Below are 17,824 nucleotides of genomic sequence, written 5' to 3' on the forward strand. Positions count from 1 at the left end.
GTCTAGCAAGCCCATCCCCCCGCCGCCAAGCCTTGGGCACGCCGCTATAGATGCGCTCCGCCTCCGGCTGTCAAGCGGCGTGCCCAAGGCTTGGCGGCGGGGGGATGGGCTTGCTAGACCAGAGCAAAGGGAGAGTGCCGCCATGACCGACCCGCAAGATTTGTTGCGCGCCATGTTCGCTGCCGCCATCGGCGCGGCGCAGCCCGCGCAATGCCTGCCGCCCTTTTTGCCCATGCGGCCCGAAAAGGGGCGGCTGGTGGTGCTGGGCGCGGGCAAGGCCTCGGCGGAAATGGCGCGGGTGGCCGAAGCGCATTACGGCCCCCCCCTCGAAGGTCTGGTGGTGACCCGTTATGGTCATGCGGTGCCCTGTGCGGGGATCGAGGTGGTGGAGGCCGCGCATCCGGTGCCCGATGCCGCAGGCGAACGCGCCGCGCGGCGGATGCTGGCGTTGGCGCAGGATCTTGGCCCCGACGATACGGTTTTGTGCCTGATTTCGGGCGGCGGATCGGCGCTTTTGCCGTTGCCCGCGCCGGGGGTCAGCCTTGACGACAAGCAGGCGATCAACCGCGCGCTGTTGAAAAGCGGCGCGACGATTGCGGAAATGAACACCGTGCGCCGCCATCTGTCGGCGATCAAGGGCGGGCGGCTGGCGGCGGCCTGCGCGCCTGCGCGGGTCGTCACGCTGATGATTTCGGATGTGCCGGGCGATGATCCAAGCATCATCGCCTCTGGCCCCACGGTGGGCGATGCCACCACCTGTGCTGCCGCGCTGGAGGTGTTGACCCGTTATGCGATCGCGCTGCCCGAAGGTCTGTCCAAGGCGCTGAAAACGGGCACATTGGAAAGTGTCAAACCCGATGATCCGCGCCTTGCACGCAATGAAGCCCATCTGATTGCCACGCCCCAAGCCGCGCTTGAGGCGGCAGCGGATGTGGCGCGGCAGGCGGGGCTTGCGGCGCATATCTTAAGCGATGCGATCGAGGGAGAAGCGCGCGAGGTGGCGCGGGTGATGGCCGCGCTTGCACGTCAGGTCGTGCATCGCGGGCAACCCTTTGCGCGGCCCTGTGTTTTGCTGTCGGGCGGGGAGACCACTGTCAGCGTGCGCGGCACGGGGCGCGGCGGACGCAATGTGGAGTTTTTGCTCGCCCTTGCGCTGGCACTCGAGGGGCTGGCGGGCGTGCAGGCTGTGGCTGGCGATACCGATGGCGTCGATGGCGCGGAAGAGGTTGCGGGCGCGCGCATCGATCCCGATACCTTGGTCCGCGCCCATGCGTTGGGGCTGGCGCCGCGTGCGATGCTGGACGCCAATGACGCGCATGCGTTCTTCGCCGCCTTGGGCGCGCAGGTGATCACCGGGCCGACCCTGACCAATGTGAATGATTTTCGGGCGGTGCTGATTACCTGAGCGCCAAACCCGCGCTGCCGTTGGACAAAGCCGCTTGCGCGGCGTAGAGAGGAAGCACTGGCGGTCCGGCAGTTTCCTTTGCGCTGCGCCGCAGCAACATGGAGGCATGAGCGCGATGCGGGTAGTCGTTCTTGGAGGCGGTTTCGGCGGCATGTATACGGCCCGGGCGCTGCGACGCGCGCTGGGGCGCAAGGCCGAGATCGAGATCATCAACGCCGAGAACTATTTTGTCTTTCAGCCACTGTTGCCCGAAGTGGGCGCAGGCTCGATCACGCCCGCTCATGCCGTCTCGCCGCTGCGTTTCATTTTGAAGGGCGTGGCAATCCGCAAAGCGGTGGTCGACAGCGTTGATTTCACCCGCAAGGTTGTGACCGTCTTCCAAGGCATTCAGCGCCGCCCGACCGAGGTGCCCTATGACCATCTGGTGATCGCGCTGGGGCAAGGGGCCGATTTTTCGCGCATGCCGGGGCTGGAAGAACATGCGCTGAAAATGAAAACGCTCGAAGATGCGCGCCGCCTGCGCGAGCATGTGATCGAGCAATTGGAACATGCCCAGGTAACCGCCCTGCCCGATACCAAGCGTGGTGCGCTGACCTTTACCGTGGTGGGGGGCGGCTTTTCGGGTGTGGAAACCGTGGGCGAGATGAAGGAACTCATCGACCGCTCGTTGCCGTTTTATTCCAACATTGATCCGTCCGAAGTGCGGGTGCTTTTGGTCGAATATGCGCCGCGTATCTTGAATGAGATGCCGCAAGAGCTGGCCGATTACGCCAGCGCGCATCTGCAAAAGCATGGGATCGAACTGAAGCTGAAAACCGGTGTGAAAAGCTGCACCCATCGTCAGCTTGTTACCTCGGATGGCGAGGTGATCGACACCCGCACCATCGTGGCGACCATCGGCAATGCGCCGCTGCCGGTGATTACCCGGATGGGGCTGCCGATGGACAAGGGGCGGATCGTCGTTGACCGCAGCCTGAAGGTGCAGGGGCAAGACGCGGTTTGGGCGCTGGGCGATTGCGCCCTGATCCCGCTGAAAGAGGGCGCCACAGATCGGCATGATTTCGCGCCCCCCACCGCGCAATTCGCGGTGCGTGAGGCGAAGCGCGTGGCGAAGAACATTGCCGCCACGATCAAGGGTAAGACGCCGGGTATTTTTGCCTATTCCTCGCGCGGCTCGCTTGCTTCGCTGGGCGCCAAACGTGGCGTCGCAGATCTGATGGGGCGCTCGGTCACCGGCTTTCCGGCGTGGTTTGTCTGGCGCTCTTATTATCTGGCGCTGCTGCCGGGTCTGGGCACCAAGATCCGCGTGATGATAAACTGGACGCTGGATCTGATCGGCGCGCGTTCGCTGGTGCAGTTGCGCACCTATCGCAAACCGCCGATGCGCTATGTCTATTTCCGCGCGGGCGATCGGATTTACGAGGCGGGCGACCGCTCGGACGGGTTCTATACGGTGATTTCCGGCGCGGTCGAAATGGAACGCCCCGATCCCGAAACCGGGGAAATGAAAACCCGGATCATCGGCCCCGGCGATCATTTTGGCGAGCGGATCATTCTGGGCGCCACGCGGCGGCGCACCACGGTGCGCGCGAAAGAAGATACCAAGGTTTTGGTGATGAATCGCGCCGAATTCCTGATGCTGACCGAAGGGTTCGAGGCGTTTCGGGACTATTTCCGACCCTATATGGAAAAACATGACGTCGCCCTGCCGGACGACGCGCAGAAATCCGACAGCTAAGGATCAAAGCGCCCCGGTTAACTCGGGGCGTTTTCGATTTGCCGCGGTGATGCCGGATCAGGCTTGCCGGATGTGAGGATGGAACATATGATGAACATATGGTCTCCAAATCGCTTTCCGAAAAGCTTGCCATCCTGGCAGATGCTGCAAAATACGATGCCTCCTGCGCCTCATCCGGGGGCGAACGGCGCAACTCGCGCGATGGCAAAGGGCTTGGCTCCACCACCGGGGCGGGTATCTGTCACGCTTGGGCGCCGGACGGGCGCTGCATCTCGCTTTTGAAAATCCTGCTGACGAATTTCTGCATTTACGATTGTGCTTACTGCATCAATCGCGCCTCAAGCGGGGTGGAGCGCGCGCGCTTCACGGTCGAAGAGGTCGTGACGCTGACGTTGGAGTTTTACCGCCGCAACTATATCGAGGGGCTGTTTCTATCTTCGGGGATCATCCGCTCCCCCGATGACACCATGGCAGAGATGGTGCGGGTCGCGCGCACCCTGCGCGAGCGCGAGCAGTTTCGGGGCTATATCCATTTGAAAACCATTCCCGATGCCGCGCCTGATTTACTGGCCGAGGCGGGGAAATGGGCAGATCGTTTGTCGATCAATGTGGAATTGCCCACAGAGACGTGGCTGAGCAAGCTGGCGCCGGAAAAGTCGGTGCGCACGATCCACGGCGCAATGGCCGAGGTCAAGGCGCGCGGCGAGGCCGCGAAAGACCGCACGGCACGCGGCACCCGCGCGCCGCGTTTCGCGCCTGCCGGGCAATCGACGCAGATGATCATCGGCGCCGATCCGGCGAGTGATGGGGAAATCTTGCATCGTTCGGCCCGGCTTTATGGCGAGTACGCCTTGCGCCGGGTCTATTATTCGGCCTTTTCGCCGATCCCCGATGCGTCAAAAATGCTGCCCTTGGTGCGCCCGCCCTTGGTGCGCGAACACAGGCTGTATCAGGCCGACTGGCTGATGCGGAATTACGGCTTTGCGGCGCCAGAAATTGCTGCGCCGGGCAAAAACCTTGATCTGGAGATCGATCCGAAACTGGCTTGGGCTTTGGCCAATCGGCAGCACTTTCCGCTGGATGTGAACCGCGCCCCGCGCGAGATGCTGCTGCGCGTGCCGGGCATCGGCCCCCGCAGCGTGGAGCGGATATTGAAAGCCCGGCGCTATCGCACGTTGCGCTATGAGGATTTGGCTGCGATTGGCTGCGTAATCCGCCATGCCGAGCCGTTTATTACCCTGCCCGGTTGGTCGCCACGCGGTCTGCCCGATGATGCCAACCTGCGCGCGCGCTTCGCCCCGCCGCCAGAGCAACTGAGCCTTTTCTGATGCAGATCGTGCTGCCCCGCATTGGCACCGTGGCGGCATGGCGCGCCGAAGCGCGCCGCTTGGCGGCGGCGGGCGTGGCGCCCGAAACCGTGATCTGGTCGGTGGGCGGTGCCGCGCCCGATCTTTTTGCCACTGCGCCGCCTGTTGCGGCATCTTCGGTCACGCTTACATTGCCGCGTGCCGCCGTTGATGGGCTTGAAACCGCGCTGATGCATGCCGAGCCGGAGCGTTTTGCCCGCGCCTATGCGCTGGTGTTGCGGCTGGCGCGGCGGCAGGTCCGTTGGGGCGACCGATCCGACCCGATGATGCGCCGCGTGCTTGACCAAGAAAAAGCCGTGCGGCGCGACATTCACAAGATGCATGCCTTTGTGCGCTTTCGCGAGGTCACGCCACCGGGCGCGAACCGGCGCGCCTTTGCCGCGTGGTTTGAGCCCGATCATCACATTGTGGAAGCCGCCGCGCCGTTCTTTGCGCGCCGCTTTGGCGATATGGATTGGTTGATTGCCACGCCCACGCTGACCGCGCGCTTTGAATGTGGCGAGATGCAGATTTCCGAAACGACCGAGTCCAAGCCGCCCCCCGCCGATGCGACCGAGCATCTGTGGCGGGTCTATTTCGCCAATATCTTCAACCCGGCGCGGCTGATGGTGCAGGCGATGCAATCCAATATGCCGCGCAAATATTGGAAGAACCTGCCCGAGGCGGATTTGATCCCCGATCTGATCCGCAGCGCGCCCGCGCGGGTGATGGCGATGCAAGAAGCCGAGGCCCGCGCCCCCGATCCGCGTCTGCAAAAGCGAATGCGGGCGATTGCGGCGCAACGGAGCAAGGGTTAGCGGCGCGCCAAGAATGTCTCGAATGCTTTCAAAGTCACGTCAGAGACGTGATGCTCCAGCCCCTCGGCATCGATTTCCGCAGTCTCCTGTGGCACGCCCACCGCGACCAGCAAATCCACCACGACCCGATGGCGCATCCGCACCCGCGCCGCCAAGGCGGCCCCTTGCTCGGTCAGGAAAACCCCGCGATAGGGGCGTGACACCGCTAGCCCCTCGCGTTTTAGCCGCGCCACCGCTTTGGTCGCGGTGGGGTGGGTGACCCCCATCCGCGCGGCTATATCGGTGATCCGCGCCTCGCCCAATTCCTGGGCCAGATCGTCGATCATCTCGGCATAATCTTCCAACACCGCCATGCTTTGCGCCGCCCGCGCTTGGGTAAAGCGTTCCGGCGTGGGGCATTGTCCCCCGTCTGCGGTGTCTTCGGTCATGTGCCGTCCTCCCGCGGTGGTTTTCGCAGTTTCACAGGGGTTTTGCAAATCGTTCACAGACCTGCGTTTCAATGCCATTTGACAGAAATGTAGCCAAGGCTATAAATCAAGGTCAAGTCAACGAGAGTGCCGCGATGCAGAATGACCGTTCCATGACCGGGCGCGCCCGGGCCACCATGTCTGCCGTCATCAGCGGCGAGCGGCGCGGGCCTTTGGCGATGCTCGCCTTTGTTGGCCCCGCAGTGATCGCCTCGGTCGCGTATATGGACCCGGGCAATTACGCGACGAATATCCAAGCGGGCGCGGGCTACGGCTATGCGTTGTTGTGGGTCGTCTTGATGGCCAACCTGATCGCGATGCTGTTTCAGGCGCTGTCGGCGCGGCTGGGCATTGTGACGGGGCGCAATTTGGCGGAACTGAGCCGCGATCACCTGCCGCGCCCGTTGGTCTATGTGATGTGGTTCGTCTCGGAAATTGCCGCCATGGCCACCGATTTGGCCGAATTTCTGGGCGGAGCCATTGGCTTGTCGCTGCTTTTGGGCATTCCGCTGATCTGGGGTATGGTGATCACGGCGATCATCACCTATGCGATTTTGCTGATGGAGGCGCGCGGGTTTCGCCCGATGGAAATTGCCATTGGCGCGTTGGTGGGCCTGATCGGCCTGTGTTATCTGGCCGAAATCCTGATTGCACCGGTCGATTGGACGGCGGCGGGTCTTGGCCTTGTGACCCCCGATTTGCCCGATGCGGGGGCGTTGACGATTGCGGTGGGGATCATTGGCGCGACCGTCATGCCCCATGCGATCTTTCTACACTCGGGCCTGACGCAGGGCCGCGCCGTTTTGCGCAATGATGACGAGCGCCGCCGGGTGCTGCGGATCTCCAATATCGAGGTGATCGTGGCACTGGCGGTGGCGGGCATGATCAACATGGCAATGGTGATCATGGCGGCGTCGGCGTTCCACCGAGGTCATGCCGAAGTGGCCGAGATTGAAACTGCCTACCATATGCTGACGCCGCTTTTGGGCGCCGCTGCTGCGGGGGCGTTTTTGATCTCGCTCATCGCCTCGGGGATTTCCTCCTCGGTGGTCGGGACGATGGCGGGGCAGTTGATCATGCAGGGCTTCTTGCGGATCACCATCCCGCTTTGGCTGCGCCGTGCCATCACCATGCTGCCCGCCTTTGTCGTGGTGGCGCTGGGGGCGAATGCGACCGAGGCGCTGGTGATGAGCCAGGTCATCCTGTCCATTGCACTGCCGGTGCCGATGCTGGCGCTGCTGTGGCTTATTCGCAAACCCGAGGTGATGGGCGATTTCGTGCCGCGTCAGGTAACACAGGCGCTTGCGGGGCTCGGGGCCTTGGTCGTGTTGGGGCTGAACTTCGTGCTGCTGGCGGGCGCTTTCGGGATGGCGATTCCATTCCTTGCCTAAGGCGCCCCGCTCTTGCACCTGTGCGGCAAGCTTGTAAGGCTCGTGCAAAACGGAGGGCAGTATGGCCAAGATGATCCATTCGATGATCCGCGTGCGCGACGAGGCGCGATCATTGGCGTTTTACGAAACCGCCTTCGGGCTGAAGGTCGCTGACCGGCTTGATTTTCCCGACTTCACCTTGATTTACCTCTCGAATGACGAAGGCAGCTTCGAGTTAGAACTGACGGTGAACAAAGGGCGCGATGCCGCTTACGATCTGGGCGATGGCTATGGCCATCTGGCGGTATCGGTGCCCGATGTCGCGGCGGAACATGCACGGCTAGAGGCAGCGGGGCTCGCGCCGCGCAAGATCGTCGATTTTGCGCCTGCGGGCACGGTGATCGCGCGGTTCTTCTTCATTGCCGATCCGGATGGGTACCAGATCGAGGTGCTCGAAAGGGGCGGGCGCTATCTTTGATCTGTCGCGGGGCAAGCTGGCGCGCTCTTTGCTGCTTTCTTGTGGGGAGGGCGGACAGTCCGGCATTTTGCCGAAACTGTCGCTGAACTGACAGAATGCATGCCGGCGCTGTCGCAAAAACGACGGCTAGGCAAAAGACAGACAGGACTATGAAGATGAACGACGAGACGCCCGACCGTTACGTAACCTTCCTCGGCCTTGATTGCGATGCCAAGGCGGACAAGCTTTACAAGATGCTGCAAGCCCGGATGGCGGGAAATGACTCGCCTTGGGTGGGCTATTTCGAAAAGAAATTGGCCGAAAATACGCGCATGGGCCACGATATGCTGCGGTTCGTGGGCGCGCAGGTGAATGCGCTGATGAGCTTCTTCGAGGAAGAAGAAGATGAAGAGGCGCTCGTGCTGTTGCACCACCTCGAATATCACTGCTGCTAATCCGCGTCTTTCGCCCCGCTGGCGCGGGGCGACCCGCCGGGGGCTTTGCCCCCGGACCCCCAAGAACCTTGTGCCATAGCGGCGCTCTCTTGGCGAACCGTCGGCGTTTGCACGCCGGGCTTTCCTTCGACTTTGAAAAATATCCCGGGGGTGCGGGGGCAGCGCCCCCGCCGGGTCGCTTCGGCGAGGCCGAAGCGAAATGCCTTCGTCTGATGCCCCCAACGGCCCAAAAGAAAAAGGCCGCCCAAAGGCGGCCTTTTGCATAGGTCATGAAGAACCGGATCAGTTCTTCGCGTAGAATTCGACCACGAGGTTCGGTTCCATTTGCACCGGATAGGGCACATCGCTCAGGCCCGGGGTGCGCGTGAAGGTCGCGGTCATCTTGTTGTGGTCGACTTCGAGGTAATCCGGCACGTCGCGCTCGGCCGATTGCACGGCTTCCAGCACGATGGCGAGTTGCTTCGAACGGTCACGAACGGCGATCACATCGCCTTCTTTGACACGGTAGGAGCCGATGTTGACGCGTTTGCCGTTCACGGTGACGTGGCCGTGGTTCACGAATTGACGCGCGGCGAACACGGTCGGCACGAATTTCGCGCGATAGACGATCGCGTCGAGGCGGCGCTCGAGCAGACCGATCAGGTTTTCACCGGTGTCGCCCTTCACACGCTCGGCTTCGGCGTAGATGCGGCGGAATTGTTTCTCGGTCAGATCGCCGTAATAGCCTTTGAGCTTTTGCTTGGCGCGCAGCTGGGTGCCGAAGTCCGACATTTTGCCTTTGCGGCGCTGACCATGTTGGCCCGGGCCGTAATCGCGGCGGTTGAGCGGCGACTTGGCGCGGCCCCAGATGTTTTCGCCCATGCGGCGGTCGATTTTGTACTTGGCAGCGGTGCGTTTGGTCATCGCTGATCTCCTTCTTATGTTACGAAGGGCGTTGTCCTTTCCCGCAGCCTTATCCGCAAAGCCTTGGGCGACAGGCTTCCCCTTGCGGGGTCCACCAACACCAATGAAAGGCCCGGCAGCTTTCGCCACCGGGATGGGCGGCTTATACAGGGCGGGGGCGGGGAGTCAACGTTGGGGCAGGGGAAAATTGGCCGCTTAGGGCAAAATCTCCACCACATGGGTCTGATGGCCCAAAGGGCGGCCTTCCCGGCCCAAGGTCACCTCGGCGCGGTAAAGGCCGGGGGCAAAGCCGCCTTCGGGTGCGCGCTTGCCACCATAGCGCAAAAACAGCGCCAGCGGCTTTTCCAGAACCGTCTGATGATCGTAAGCAAAGCCCCCCGGCCCTGTGATATGCAAGGTCATGGTATCGCCTTGGCGGCTGTCAAACCCGTAGGTCCACAGCACCAGCGCGGGGGCATCGCGGGGCAAGGTCGCGGGGCTTTCGTCGCCCTCCTTTACCGCCGCATAATCGGGGGGGCCGCTGGTGAGGCCCGCACGCAAAAGCCCGCCGCCCACATAGGCGATGGGCGTTTTCCATAGCCCGTCCGTGGGCGGGGCATCGCAGCTTTTCGAGGCTGCGGGAAGGAACGGGTCCAGCTCTTGCCCCGCATGGCGCACCGACAGATGCAGATGCGGGAATTCGGCCAAGCCCGACATTCCGATCAACCCCAAGGGGGCGCCCGCTGCAACCTCTTGGCCGACGGTCACCGAAACCGAGCCTTGCCGCAAATGGCAATATTGCGTTTGCCAGCCATCGGCATGGTCAATCACCACGCCATTGCCGCATTCTTTGCCCTGAACGCTTTGACCAGACAGATAGGCGCCATCGGTTTCGCCATCGCGCAGGCCGCGCACGCGTCCCGGCGCCGCGGCCAAAACGGCAACACCCGCCCGCATTGCTGCGCGGGTGGGCAGGGCGAAATCGGTGCCGTCATGGCCATCATAACTTGCCGTGCCGCAGGCAAAATCCCGCACGCCCGGCCCCGGATCGCGGTCTACATAATGTTGAATGTAGCAGGTGTCGCCCAACACACAGTCGACCGGTTGTTCTAGGGCAAAGGCCTGTGCTGCTCCGGGCAAAAGCGCCAGCGCCAAGGCCGCAAAAAGCCCCCGGCCCGGTATGCCGGGACGGGGGCGGATTGGAGGGCATAGGCGCCCGAGACCCGGGAGCCCACGCATCCCTTAGTCAGCAGGCAGAAGCCGCGGTTTGGAGCCGGAAAGGCGCGGCTTGCCGGGTTCTTCGACGTTGAGAACGATCGCATCGTCCTGCACGCCCACCTTGACCACGCCGCCTTTCATCAAGCGACCAAACAGAAGTTCTTCGGCGAGCGGCTTTTTGATGTGTTCTTGGATCACGCGGCCCAGCGGACGCGCGCCCATCTTGTCATCATAGCCTTTCTCGGCCAGCCAGTTGGCGGCTTCCGGCGTCAGCTCGATATGCACATTGCGGTCAATGAGCTGCGCTTCCAGTTGCAGCACGAATTTATCGACCACTTGCAAGATCGTGTCACGCGGTAGCGGTGCGAAGCTGACCACCGCATCCAGACGGTTGCGGAATTCCGGCGTGAAGGTGCGCTCGATCGCGGCGGTGTCTTCGCCCTCGCGACGCTCGCGCCCAAAGCCAATGGCCGCTTTCGCCATATCCGAGGCCCCCGCATTCGAGGTCATGATCAAGATCACATTGCGGAAATCCACCTGACGGCCGTTGTGATCGGTCAGCTTGCCGTGGTCCATCACCTGCAACAGGATGTTGAACACATCGGGGTGGGCTTTCTCGATTTCGTCCAGCAGCAGCACGCAATGCGGTTGTTGATCGACGCCATCGGTCAAAAGACCGCCTTGGTCGAAGCCAACATAGCCCGGAGGGGCGCCGATCAGACGGCTGACCGCGTGTTTCTCCATGTATTCCGACATGTCGAAGCGCAGCAGTTCGACCCCAAGCGTATTGGCCAGTTGCTTCGCCACCTCGGTTTTGCCGACGCCGGTGGGACCCGCAAAGAGGTAGTTGCCAATCGGCTTTTCGGGTTCGCGCAGACCGGCCCGGGCCAGCTTGATCGCCGATGCCAGCGCATCGATGGCTTTGTCTTGACCAAAGACCACCCGTTTGAGCGATTTTTCCAAATCGCGCAGGATCGCGGCGTCGTCTTTCGAGACGTTTTTCGGCGGGATGCGGGCGATCTTGGCCACCACGGCCTCGATTTCCTTGGCGCCGAGCGTCTTGCGCCGCTTGCTGTCGGGCAGCAGATGCTGCGCCGCGCCCGCCTCATCGATCACATCGATGGCTTTATCGGGCAGCTTGCGGTCATGAATATAGCGCGACGACAGTTCCACCGCCGCCTTGATGGCGTCGTTGGTGTAGCGCACTTCGTGATGTTGCTCGAAATAGGGTTTGAGCCCCATCAAGATCTTGATGCTATCGGGCACCGAAGGTTCGTTCACATCGATCTTCTGGAACCGGCGCGACAGGGCGCGGTCTTTCTCAAAATGCTGACGGAACTCCTTATAGGTGGTGGAGCCCATGGTGCGCAGCTTGCCGCCTTGCAGGGCGGGCTTGAGCAGGTTCGACGCATCCATCGCCCCGCCCGAGGTCGCACCCGCGCCGATCACGGTGTGGATCTCGTCGATGAACAAGATCGCGTCGGGGTGATCTTCCAGCTCTTTCACCACGGCTTTGAGACGTTCCTCAAAGTCGCCGCGGTAGCGGGTGCCTGCGAGCAGTGCGCCCATATCGAGCGAATAGATCGTGGCATGGGACAAGATCTCAGGCGTTTCGCCACGGGTGATCTTCAGCGCCAGGCCTTCCGCAATGGCGGTTTTGCCCACGCCCGGATCACCCACCAAAAGCGGGTTGTTTTTGCGGCGGCGGCACAGCACCTGAATGCAGCGCTCAACTTCCTCGCCCCGGCCAATCAGCGGGTCGATATCGCCCTTTTGCGATTTCTGGTTCAGGTTCACGCAATATTTGCCAAGCGCGGATTCCTTCGCCTCGCCCGGTTGGGCGGCTTCGGCTTTCGCCTCGTCCTCGGCGCCGATCACCGGGCGCGCTTCGCCAAATTCCGGGTCTTTGGCCACGCCATGGGCGATGAAATTCACCGCATCATAGCGCGTCATATCCTGTTCTTGCAGGAAGAAGGCGGCGTTCGATTCCCGTTCAGCGAAGATCGCGACAAGGACATTGGCCCCCGTCACCTCGGTCCGGCCCGAGCTTTGCACGTGGATCGCCGCGCGCTGGATCACCCTTTGGAAGGCGGCGGTCGGAACGGCCTCCGAGCCTTCCACCTCGGTGATCAGCGTCGACAGATCGTCGTCGATAAATTCGGTGAGTGTCTGGCGCAGCTCGTCCATATCCACGCCGCAAGCGCGCATGACGCGACTTGCATCGGGTTCGTCAAGCAGCGCGAGAAGCAGGTGTTCGAGCGTCGCCAGTTCGTGTTTGCGGGTGTTGGCAAGGGCCAAAGCCGCGTGAATTGCTTGTTCGAGCGTAGTCGAAAACGAAGGCATCCGGCGCTCCTTTCCTGGGGTAAACCGATCCTGGCGTCACAAGGTTAAGTTTCGGTGGATTTTGCCGCGCTTCAAGTCCTGGGCGCGCTTTTTTCTGTCTGCGTGCAAACTCTGTTGCAATTGTGATCGATTGCGATGGTTTACGCCCGCGATTGTGGCGTCTGCGAGGATGAGGGGCCGGTTTCGGCAGGTGCGGGGGCCGCAAAGCCCGGCGCGCGGCTGGTCAAAGCGGCCACCAGATCGGCGCGACCGACCATGCCGACAAGCCGACCGCCCTCCAAAACCGGCACGGGGGGCGCGCCCGGCACGGCGAAGCGGCTTAACAAGGCTGCCAGCGGCAGATCGGCGGAAACCGGATGCGGCAGCGGGTCCATCAATTCGGCGGCTTGCGGTTCGAGCGCGCGCAAGCTGCGCGCAGGCACGCCAAAACCGGCCTCTAATGCCTCGATGATCCGGTTTTGATCCAAAAGGCCCAGCAAGCTGCCTTCGCTATCGGCCACAGCCAGCACCCGCACCCGCGCAGCGCGCATCCGGGCGATGACTTCGCGCAGCGGCAGTTCCGGGCCGACGGTAATCGCCGGATGCATGATGGCGCGGGCAGGCATTCTGGCCAAAAGTGCCTGCGCCGAGCGGGCCGCCACCGCCTCGGTTAACCGTTCCAGATCGGCAGGGGCGATGTTGGTGGATTGACGAAACTCCAGCAGCACCGATTCCAGCGCATCTTCATCCAACCCGGTGGCAAGGTTCGGCGCCTCGGGGATGCGCGGCAGCTTGTTCGGGTAACGCTGTTTGAAAAGACGATGCCAGAGCAGCGCCAAAAGGATCAGCGCGGCCATCAAACCGCCCACCGGAAAGAGCGGAAACAGCGGATGCACCGGCTGGCCTGCCTCGGCCTCAAGCACGACAAACAGCGCGACCCCGGCGGCGGGCGGGTGCAGCGCGCGCAAGACCATCATGCCAAAAACCGCGGCCGCCAGCGCCGTGCCTGCGGCGAAAGGGTAGGGGACGAAGGTGGTGGCCGCCACCGCCGCCTCGGCCGAGACCACCATTCCCATGAACGCCGACCATGGCTGTGCCAAGGGCGAATTGGGTATGGCGAAAATCAAAACGGCGGAAGAGGCGATCCCCGAAACCAGAAAAATCCCGTTCGCGCGATCCCCATGCAGGGCGATCATCGCGACATCGGCCAGCGCCATCGCCAGCCCGACGCCAATGGCCGGTCGCACGATCTCGATCAGCGGGCGCCGCCCCATGGCCGGACCAAATGCCCCAAGGCGGCGGACAAGACGATGCAAGAGCGTTCCCTGCGCCACCGCTTAGAACCGGTCCTTGCGCGCCCGTGCCTCGGTAAAGACGGTCAAGGGGCTGGTCCCTTCGGGCAAGCCAAGCGCGGCGCAAAGCGCCGGATCGGCGCCGCGCAAGAACGGGTTGGTGTTCAGTTCTTCGGCCAGCGCGACCGGCAGGGTCGGTTTGCCTTCGGCGCGCAACGCTTCGCACCGCGCCATGCGTTGCAAAAGCGTGGGATGCTCTGGCTCAAGGCTCAGTGCAAAGCGCCCATTGGCAAGTGTATATTCATGCCCTGAGCAGATCCGGGTTTCGCGTGGCAGCGCGGCAAAACGGGTAAGTGTTTCATGCATCTGCGCGGGGCTGCCCTCAAACAGCCGCCCGCAGCCCCAGCTCATCAGACTGTCGCCCGAGAACAACAGCCCCGCGCCGGGCAGATGATAGGCGACATGGCCGATCGTATGGCCATCGGCGGGCATCACGAACACCTCTTCGGTGCCCAGTTGCAGCACTTCGCCGGGCCGCACCGGATGATCGAGCGACGGCAGACGGTGGGCATCGGCCATTGCGCCCACAATCTTTGCCCCGGTTGCCTGCGCCAAGGCTTCGGCCCCGGCGATGTGATCGCCATGGTGATGGGTCAGCAGAATATGGTGTAACTGCCAGCCGCGCTCCGCCAGCACCCGCATCAGCGGTGCGGCCTCGGGCACATCGACGGCCACCGTGGTATCGGTACCGGTGTCGCGCCACAGATAGGCGTAATTGTCGGTCAGGCAGGGAATTGTCAGAAGTTCGAGGGTCATGGCGTTTTGCATCACTTGCGCTATCCTGTGTAAGCTACGCCCAAGGAAGGCAAAACTGCAATGCATCTCGACGTGCTCGACCTGCGGGAATTCTATTATCGCACCCAATTGGGCCGCGCGGCACAGAAATCCGTGCGCGACAAAGTGGTGGAACTGTGGCCCGCAAGCCCCAGCGGCATGGCGGGGCAGACGGTGGCGGGCTTCGGCTTTGCCGTTCCCTTGTTGCGCCCCTACCTGCCCTGCGCGCGCCGGGTCATCGGCTTGATGCCCGCGCCGCAAGGCGTGATGCCTTGGCCTGCGGGCGAACCCAATGTGTCCGTTTTGTGCGATGAGACCCGCTGGCCGCTGGAAACCGGGATGGTGGACCGGCTGGTGGTGTTGCACGGGCTGGAAGTGTCAGATCACCCCGATGCGTTGTTAGAGGAATGCTGGCGTGTGCTGGGCCCCGGCGGGCGGGCGCTGTTCATTGTGCCCAACCGCGCCGGGCTTTGGGCGCCGCAAGAAACCACGCCTTTCGGATTCGGCCGTCCCTATACGCCGGGGCAGCTGGATGCGCAGGCGCGTCGCGCAGGTTTCGTGCCAGAACGCCAGACCGCCGCGCTTTACATCCCCCCCTCGCAGCGACGGTTCTGGCTGCGTTCGTCGGAAATGTGGGAAGGTGTAGGCCGCCGCGCCGCGGGTGTTTTGGCGGCGGGGGTGCTGATCTTGGAGGTTTCCAAGCAGGTCCATGCCCCGCGCCGTCCCGGTCTGGGCGCGGCGGTGCGCAAGCCCCTTTCGATCCTTGAGGGCAGCCCAAAACCGGTTGCGGGCCGGGTCTAGCCCCGCAAAGAGAGAATCGCTTTTTTCCCGGCCTGCCCGAAATTCGTGCGTCGGTGCCGAAGCTTGCGCCCGTTTGGGCGCGCGCAGGCCCCCCCGTTGCGGGGCTTGGCGCTAACAGTCGCGACCTTGGCCTGAAATGTGCCCGATGCATTCACATTCTGTATGCCAAGACGGTTGCGAGGGTCACATTGCTCTGCTAATGCCAAGCCCGAATGTGGCGCGTGCTCGGGAGACTTGCGCGTTCCAGGGGGGCCTCTGCCCCGGTGGCACCACTGCCTGCCGGGGTGCGGAGGCAAAAGCATCGGAAGGGTGGACGTGTCCGAACCAGCTTCGATTTCTGCATCCATTGCCGGGCGTTATGCCACGGCCATTTTCGACCTTGCGCAGGAGGCGGGCGGGCTTGACGCTTTGTCGAGCGACGTCGACGCGTTGCGTGACGCGCTCAATAGTTCGAGCGACCTGCGCGATCTGATCGCGTCGCCGATCTATACCCGCGCCCAGCAAGAGGCGGCGATTGCCGCGCTTGGCGCGAAGATGTCGCTGTCGGCGCCGCTGGCCAACGGTCTGAAACTGATGGCGCAAAAGCGTCGCTTGTTCGCGTTGCCGCAGCTTCTTAAAGGGCTGGCCGACGCCATTGCCGAGGCGAAAGGCGAAATGACCGCCGATGTCACCTCGGCTACCGAATTGAGCGAAGCGCAGGCGGGCAAGCTGGCCGCCACGCTCGCCAAGCAGACGGGTAAAACCGTCAAACTCAACGTCGCTGTCGATGAAAGCCTCATCGGTGGCATGATCGTCAAGCTGGGTTCGCGCATGATCGATAGCTCGGTCAAAGCCAAACTCGCTTCCCTTCAGAACGCCATGAAAGAGGTTGGATAATGGGCATCCAGGCTGCTGAAATCTCTGCAATCCTTAAGGAGCAGATCAAGAACTTCGGGCAGGATGCCCAGGTTGCCGAAGTGGGCCGCGTGCTCTCGGTTGGTGACGGCATCGCGCGCGTGCACGGGTTGGACAATGTCCAAGCCGGTGAAATGGTCGAATTCCCCGGCGGTATCCGGGGCATGGCGCTGAACCTCGAAATCGACAACGTCGGTATCGTTATCTTCGGTTCGGACCGCGACATTAAAGAAGGCGACACCGTCAAGCGCACCAACGCCATCGTGGACGTGCCCGCCGGTGAAGGCCTGCTGGGCCGCGTCGTCGACGCGCTTGGCAACCCGATCGACGGCAAAGGCGCGATCGAAGGCAAAGAGCGTCGCGTGGCCGACGTGAAAGCCCCGGGCATCATCCCGCGCAAATCGGTGCATGAACCGATGGCGACCGGCCTGAAATCGGTCGACGCGATGATCCCGATCGGCCGTGGCCAGCGCGAGCTGATCATCGGTGACCGTCAAACCGGGAAAACCGCGATCGCGCTCGACACGATCCTGAACCAGAAGTCGTATAACGACGCCAACCCGAACAACAAGCTGCACTGCTTCTATGTTGCCGTTGGCCAAAAGCGTTCGACCGTTGCGCAGCTGGTGAAGAAACTCGAAGAAGCTGGCGCGATGGAATACACCACCGTTGTGGCCGCGACCGCTTCGGACCCGGCGCCGATGCAGTTCCTCGCCCCCTATTCGGCGACCGCGATGGCGGAATACTTCCGCGACAACGGCATGCACGCGCTGATCATCTATGATGACCTGTCGAAACAGGCCGTTGCCTACCGTCAGATGTCGCTGCTGCTGCGCCGTCCGCCGGGGCGTGAAGCTTACCCGGGCGACGTGTTCTACCTGCATAGCCGCCTGCTGGAGCGTTCGGCGAAGCTGAACGAAGATTTCGGCTCGGGCTCGCTCACCGCGCTTCCGGTTATCGAAACCCAAGGCGGCGACGTGTCGGCGTTCATTCCGACCAACGTGATCTCGATCACCGACGGTCAGATCTTCTTGGAAACCGAACTCTTCTACCAAGGCATCCGTCCGGCCGTGAACACCGGTCTGTCGGTGTCGCGTGTGGGCTCGTCGGCGCAAACCAACTCGATGAAATCGGTGGCTGGCCCGGTGAAACTGGAACTGGCGCAATACCGCGAAATGGCGGCCTTCGCGCAGTTCGGGTCGGACCTCGACGCCGCGACGCAAAAGCTGCTCAACCGCGGTGCGCGTTTGACCGAGCTGATGAAGCAGTCGCAATACTCGCCGCTCACCAATGCTGAAATCGTGGCCGTTATCTTCGCGGGCACCAACGGCTTCCTTGACGCCGTTCCGGTGAAAGAAGTCGGCCGCTTCGAACAAGGCCTGCTGGCCTACCTGCGGTCTTCGCGCAAAGACATCCTCGACTGGCTCACCAACGAGGATCCGAAGATCAAGGGCGATGCCGAAACCAAGCTGAAGTCCGCGATCGAAGAATTCGCCAAGACTTTCGCTTGATTGGCCTGAAAGGA

General features: G+C 62.7%; 16 protein-coding genes. 10 read left to right on the plus strand and 6 right to left on the minus strand.

Features of this window, described 5'->3' with window-relative positions; genetic code table 11:
- Positions 1 to 142: 142 nt before the first annotated feature.
- The 4 genes from CKO11_RS15395 to CKO11_RS15410 all read left to right on the plus strand — a co-directional run bounded on the left by CKO11_RS15395 (position 143) and on the right by CKO11_RS15410 (position 5,307).
- A complete protein-coding gene (locus CKO11_RS15395) occupies positions 143 to 1,405 on the plus strand; it encodes a glycerate kinase (protein ID WP_223640722.1) in 1,263 nt (420 codons plus the stop codon).
- 106 nt (positions 1,406 to 1,511) lie between these two features.
- Positions 1,512 to 3,143, plus strand: a complete 1,632-nt coding sequence (locus CKO11_RS15400) for an FAD-dependent oxidoreductase (protein WP_317851814.1) — start codon at positions 1,512 to 1,514, stop codon at positions 3,141 to 3,143.
- A 98-nt stretch (positions 3,144 to 3,241) separates the two neighbouring features.
- Positions 3,242 to 4,471, plus strand: coding sequence for a putative DNA modification/repair radical SAM protein (locus CKO11_RS15405; RefSeq protein WP_223640728.1), 1,230 nt, complete (start codon positions 3,242 to 3,244; stop codon positions 4,469 to 4,471).
- Positions 4,471 to 5,307, plus strand: a complete 837-nt coding sequence (locus CKO11_RS15410; RefSeq protein ID WP_223640731.1) for a TIGR03915 family putative DNA repair protein — start codon at positions 4,471 to 4,473, stop codon at positions 5,305 to 5,307. The genes CKO11_RS15405 and CKO11_RS15410 overlap by 1 nt, the downstream gene beginning before the upstream one ends.
- On the opposite strand, the gene mntR is transcribed toward CKO11_RS15410, so the two are convergent.
- Entirely contained in the window at positions 5,304 to 5,735 is a 432-nt protein-coding gene (gene mntR / locus CKO11_RS15415) for a manganese-binding transcriptional regulator MntR (RefSeq protein ID WP_223640734.1), read from the minus strand. The two genes, CKO11_RS15410 and mntR, sit on opposite strands and share 4 nt — an antisense overlap.
- Before the next feature lie 152 nt (positions 5,736 to 5,887).
- Here mntR and CKO11_RS15420 point away from each other — a divergent pair, with 152 nt between their 5' ends.
- From CKO11_RS15420 to cowN, 3 genes are all read left to right on the plus strand, one after another.
- Complete coding sequence (locus CKO11_RS15420) at positions 5,888 to 7,165, plus strand: Nramp family divalent metal transporter (protein WP_223640737.1); 1,278 nt, start codon at positions 5,888 to 5,890, stop codon at positions 7,163 to 7,165.
- 61 nt (positions 7,166 to 7,226) lie between these two features.
- Complete coding sequence (locus CKO11_RS15425) at positions 7,227 to 7,622, plus strand: VOC family protein (protein WP_223640740.1); 396 nt, start codon at positions 7,227 to 7,229, stop codon at positions 7,620 to 7,622.
- Between the two features lie 155 nt (positions 7,623 to 7,777).
- On the plus strand, positions 7,778 to 8,056 hold the full coding sequence (cowN, locus tag CKO11_RS15430; RefSeq protein WP_223640743.1) for a N(2)-fixation sustaining protein CowN: 279 nt from the start codon (positions 7,778 to 7,780) through the stop codon (positions 8,054 to 8,056).
- Between the two features lie 282 nt (positions 8,057 to 8,338).
- On the opposite strand, the gene rpsD is transcribed toward cowN, so the two are convergent.
- The 5 genes from rpsD to gloB all read right to left on the minus strand — a co-directional run bounded on the left by rpsD (position 8,339) and on the right by gloB (position 14,586).
- Entirely contained in the window at positions 8,339 to 8,959 is a 621-nt protein-coding gene (gene rpsD, locus CKO11_RS15435) for a 30S ribosomal protein S4 (protein ID WP_223640746.1), read from the minus strand.
- Positions 8,960 to 9,154: 195 nt separating this feature from the next.
- Positions 9,155 to 10,093 carry a M23 family metallopeptidase gene (locus CKO11_RS15440; RefSeq protein WP_223640749.1) on the minus strand — a complete coding sequence of 313 codons (939 nt, stop codon included), beginning with the start codon at positions 10,091 to 10,093 and terminating at the stop codon, positions 9,155 to 9,157.
- Between the two features lie 87 nt (positions 10,094 to 10,180).
- Positions 10,181 to 12,499 (minus strand): ATP-dependent Clp protease ATP-binding subunit ClpA, encoded by a 2,319-nt coding sequence (clpA, locus tag CKO11_RS15445; RefSeq protein ID WP_223640752.1) that lies wholly within the window; start codon positions 12,497 to 12,499, stop codon positions 10,181 to 10,183.
- Between the two features lie 140 nt (positions 12,500 to 12,639).
- Positions 12,640 to 13,794, minus strand: coding sequence for an HPP family protein (locus tag CKO11_RS15450; RefSeq protein WP_223640754.1), 1,155 nt, complete (start codon positions 13,792 to 13,794; stop codon positions 12,640 to 12,642).
- A 21-nt stretch (positions 13,795 to 13,815) separates the two neighbouring features.
- Complete coding sequence (gene gloB, locus CKO11_RS15455) at positions 13,816 to 14,586, minus strand: hydroxyacylglutathione hydrolase (RefSeq protein WP_223640756.1); 771 nt, start codon at positions 14,584 to 14,586, stop codon at positions 13,816 to 13,818.
- Positions 14,587 to 14,646: 60 nt separating this feature from the next.
- On the opposite strand from gloB, the gene CKO11_RS15460 reads away from it, so the two are divergent.
- The 3 genes from CKO11_RS15460 to atpA all read left to right on the plus strand — a co-directional run bounded on the left by CKO11_RS15460 (position 14,647) and on the right by atpA (position 17,810).
- A complete protein-coding gene (locus CKO11_RS15460) occupies positions 14,647 to 15,405 on the plus strand; it encodes a class I SAM-dependent methyltransferase (RefSeq protein WP_223640758.1) in 759 nt (252 codons plus the stop codon).
- 315 nt (positions 15,406 to 15,720) lie between these two features.
- On the plus strand, positions 15,721 to 16,281 hold the full coding sequence (locus CKO11_RS15465; protein ID WP_223640759.1) for a F0F1 ATP synthase subunit delta: 561 nt from the start codon (positions 15,721 to 15,723) through the stop codon (positions 16,279 to 16,281).
- On the plus strand, positions 16,281 to 17,810 hold the full coding sequence (gene atpA, locus CKO11_RS15470; RefSeq protein ID WP_223640761.1) for a F0F1 ATP synthase subunit alpha: 1,530 nt from the start codon (positions 16,281 to 16,283) through the stop codon (positions 17,808 to 17,810). The genes CKO11_RS15465 and atpA overlap by 1 nt, the downstream gene beginning before the upstream one ends.
- Positions 17,811 to 17,824 lie beyond the last annotated feature (14 nt).

The organism is Rhodobacter sp. TJ_12, assembly GCF_020023995.1.
Classification (GTDB): Bacteria; Pseudomonadota; Alphaproteobacteria; order Rhodobacterales; family Rhodobacteraceae; genus Rhodobacter.

Coding starts and splice junctions, on each gene's coding strand:
- CKO11_RS15425 (WP_223640740.1), top strand. CDS start 7,227: ATGGCCAAGATGATCCATTCGATGATCCGCGTGCGCGACGAGGCGCGA.
- mntR (WP_223640734.1), bottom strand. CDS start 5,735: ATGACCGAAGACACCGCAGACGGGGGACAATGCCCCACGCCGGAACGC.
- CKO11_RS15400 (WP_317851814.1), top strand. CDS start 1,512: ATGAGCGCGATGCGGGTAGTCGTTCTTGGAGGCGGTTTCGGCGGCATG.
- CKO11_RS15420 (WP_223640737.1), top strand. CDS start 5,888: ATGACCGGGCGCGCCCGGGCCACCATGTCTGCCGTCATCAGCGGCGAG.
- CKO11_RS15460 (WP_223640758.1), top strand. CDS start 14,647: ATGCATCTCGACGTGCTCGACCTGCGGGAATTCTATTATCGCACCCAA.
- gloB (WP_223640756.1), bottom strand. CDS start 14,586: ATGACCCTCGAACTTCTGACAATTCCCTGCCTGACCGACAATTACGCC.
- cowN (WP_223640743.1), top strand. CDS start 7,778: ATGAACGACGAGACGCCCGACCGTTACGTAACCTTCCTCGGCCTTGAT.
- rpsD (WP_223640746.1), bottom strand. CDS start 8,959: ATGACCAAACGCACCGCTGCCAAGTACAAAATCGACCGCCGCATGGGC.
- CKO11_RS15405 (WP_223640728.1), top strand. CDS start 3,242: ATGGTCTCCAAATCGCTTTCCGAAAAGCTTGCCATCCTGGCAGATGCT.
- CKO11_RS15395 (WP_223640722.1), top strand. CDS start 143: ATGACCGACCCGCAAGATTTGTTGCGCGCCATGTTCGCTGCCGCCATC.
- clpA (WP_223640752.1), bottom strand. CDS start 12,499: ATGCCTTCGTTTTCGACTACGCTCGAACAAGCAATTCACGCGGCTTTG.
- atpA (WP_223640761.1), top strand. CDS start 16,281: ATGGGCATCCAGGCTGCTGAAATCTCTGCAATCCTTAAGGAGCAGATC.
- CKO11_RS15410 (WP_223640731.1), top strand. CDS start 4,471: ATGCAGATCGTGCTGCCCCGCATTGGCACCGTGGCGGCATGGCGCGCC.